At 78.6% G+C, this 2,579-nt stretch carries 3 protein-coding genes; 2 read left to right on the forward strand and 1 reads right to left on the reverse strand.

From position 1 onward, the window contains the following. Positions 1 to 129 precede the first annotated feature (129 nt). Complete coding sequence (locus tag ACI79X_RS23345) at positions 130 to 441, reverse strand: BatC protein (RefSeq protein ID WP_457027809.1); 312 nt, start codon at positions 439 to 441, stop codon at positions 130 to 132. Between the two features lie 235 nt (positions 442 to 676). On the opposite strand from ACI79X_RS23345, the gene dinB reads away from it, so the two are divergent. Continuing rightward, positions 677 to 1,864: a DNA polymerase IV gene (gene dinB / locus ACI79X_RS23350; RefSeq protein WP_457027810.1), complete on the forward strand. Its 1,188-nt coding sequence runs from the start codon at positions 677 to 679 to the stop codon at positions 1,862 to 1,864. 124 nt (positions 1,865 to 1,988) lie between these two features. Continuing rightward, positions 1,989 to 2,387: a DUF3040 domain-containing protein gene (locus ACI79X_RS23355; RefSeq protein ID WP_457027811.1), complete on the forward strand. Its 399-nt coding sequence runs from the start codon at positions 1,989 to 1,991 to the stop codon at positions 2,385 to 2,387. Positions 2,388 to 2,579: the final 192 nt, after the last annotated feature.

Consider the following 2,579-nt stretch of genomic DNA (forward strand, 5'->3'; position numbering starts at 1 on the left):
GTCGTGGCGCTGGGGTGGGGGGTGGGTGGGGTGGGTGGGGCGAGAGGGGTGGGGCGGCCCCCCCCCCCCCCCCCCCCCCCCCCCCCCCCCCCCCCCCCCCCCCCCCCCCCGCGACGGCCTGGTCCTGGCTCAGGCCGAACCGTCCGCGCCGCCGTCGGCACCACCGTCCGCGCCACCGTCCGAGCCGCCGCCGACCGCACCGCCGTCGGCCGGGCCGTGGCCGGCACCGCCGTCGGCGCCACCGTCCGCCCCGCCGTCGGCACCGCCGTCCGCGCCACCGTCGGAGCCGCCGCCCGCCGCGCCGCCGTCGGCCGGACCGTGGCCCGCGCCGCTGTCGGCACCGCCGTCGGCGCCACCGTCCTGGTGGCCGGGCGTGCCCTCGCCGGCGCCGCTGTCGGCCGGACCCTCCACGCTGGTCATGTCGTCGTCGTCGAGCGCCATCGAGCTCCTCCGGTCACTGTCGCAGCCGTCCGCCGGACGGCGGTCGGTCGTGTCCCACCTAACCCGATCCGCAGCGCGCCACACATGCCCCCACCTGCCGTTTCCCGACACGCGCGGACACGTCTGCCGACGGCGCGCCGGGGACCGCGGCGGGCCGTTACTCTCCTCCGGTCGGTCCGAACACGTGTTCGAGAGGCGGGGCGGGATGGCAGCGGGGCGTGCGGAGGGGTGCAGCGTGCTGCACGTCGACATGGACGCCTTCTTCGCCAGCGTCGAGGTGCGCCGGCACCCCGAGCTGGCCGGTACCCCGGTGATCGTCGGCGGCGCCGGCAACCGCGGGGTGGTCACCTCGGCCACCTACGAGGCGCGCGCCTACGGGGTGCACGCCGCGATGCCCACCGCCCGCGCGCTGCGGCTGTGCCCCACCGCCACCGTGCTGCCGGGGGACATGGCGCTCTACGCGGAGGTCTCCCGCTCGGTCATGGCGCTGTTCCGGTCGGTCACCCCGCTGGTCGAGCCGCTGAGCCTGGACGAGGCGTTCCTCGACGTGTCCGGGGCCGGCCGCCGGCTCGGCGACGCGGCGGAGATCGGCGAGTACCTGCGTGCCCGGGTCTTCGACGAGCAGGGCATCACCTGCTCGGTCGGGGTGGCCGGCACCAAGTTCGTGGCCAAGCTCGCCTCCACCCGCGCCAAGCCCGACGGGCTGCTCGTCGTCCGCCCGGCCGAGGTCATCGACTTCCTGCACCCGCTGCCGGTGGGCGCGCTGTGGGGGGTGGGTGCCAAGACCGAGGAGGTGCTCCTGCGGCTGGGGCTGCGCACCGTCGGCGACCTGGCGCACGTCCCGGCGCGCACCCTGCAGCGGGCGGTCGGCCCGGCGGCCGGCAGCTCGCTGCACGAGCTGGCCTGGGGCCGCGACCCCCGCCGCGTGGTCCCCGACGAGCCGGAGCGCTCGATCGGGCACGAGGAGACCTTCGGCACCGACGTCGACGACCCCGCGGTCGTCCACCGGGAGCTGCTGCGCCTGGCCGAGCGGACGGCGGGCCGGCTGCGCGCGGGGAGCTGGCTGGCGCGCACGGTGAGCATCAAGGTCCGCTTCGCCGACTTCACCACGATCACCCGCAGCCGCACCCTCGACGTCCCCACCGACGTCGGGCAGGACCTCTACGACACCGCCCGCGCCCTCTTCGACGCCCTCGGCCTGGACCGGGCCCGGCTGCGGCTGGTGGGCGTGCGTGCCGAGCGGCTGGTGCAGGCCGGGTCGACGCCGCGCCAGCTCGAGCTCGGCGAGCGGGAGCACGGCCGCCGCGACGCCGAGCTGGCCGCCGACCGGGCCGCCCGGAGGTTCGGCGCGGGGGCCGTCCGGCCGGCCACGCTGCTGCACCGCGACCGCGACCGGCGGGTCCGCGACCGCCCGCGGGGGTGATCCCGGTCCACCGTGGGCGGGTCGCCGCGCGCTCGCCTTTCGCACCCCGTGAACGGCTCGTATCCTCGTGGGTACCGCCGGGGGGGACCCGGCGGATCAGGCCTTGGCCCACCTGGAGGCATCCGTGCCGCTCTCCGAGCACGAGCAGCGACTGCTGGAGCAGATCGAGCGCGCCCTCGTCGACGACGATCCGAAGTTCGCCTCCTCCGTCCGCACGGGTGACCGCAGGCTCAGGGCCCGGCGGAAGCTGCAACTGGGCGCCCTGCTCGTGGTGGTGGGCCTCGCGGTCCTCGTCGGTGGCGCCGTCGCCCCCTCGGTCCCGCTCGGCGTCCTGGGGTTCCTCGTCATGTTCGGCGGCGCCGCGCTCGGCGTCCTGAACTACCGCTCCGCCACCGGCGCGGTCGAGGCCGGCCCGGCCGGCGCCCGCGGCGGTAGCACCGCCCGCGGCCGCGGCGGCAAGCCCCGCAAGCAGCCGCTGAAGAACCGCCTCGAGGAGCGCTTCCGCCGCCGCTACGACCAGTAGCCGCAGTCCTCTCCGACGGCCGCCGTCCCGCACCGGGACGGCGGCCGTCGGCGTTCCCGGGCCGTCGGGGTGCGCCGCCCGAGCCCGCGCCGCGGTGCCCGACCTCGCGCCCGGGGGGGGGGGGGGGGGGGGGGGGGGGGGGGGGGGGGGGGGGGGGGGGGGGGGGGGGGGGGGGGGGGGGGGGGGGGGGGG

This window comes from Geodermatophilus sp. SYSU D01119, assembly GCF_054049975.1.

What these genes read in the sequence shown, in the direction of transcription:
- ACI79X_RS23345 (WP_457027809.1), bottom strand. Translation starts at nt 441, where the DNA reads ATGGCGCTCGACGACGACGACATGACCAGCGTGGAGGGTCCGGCCGAC.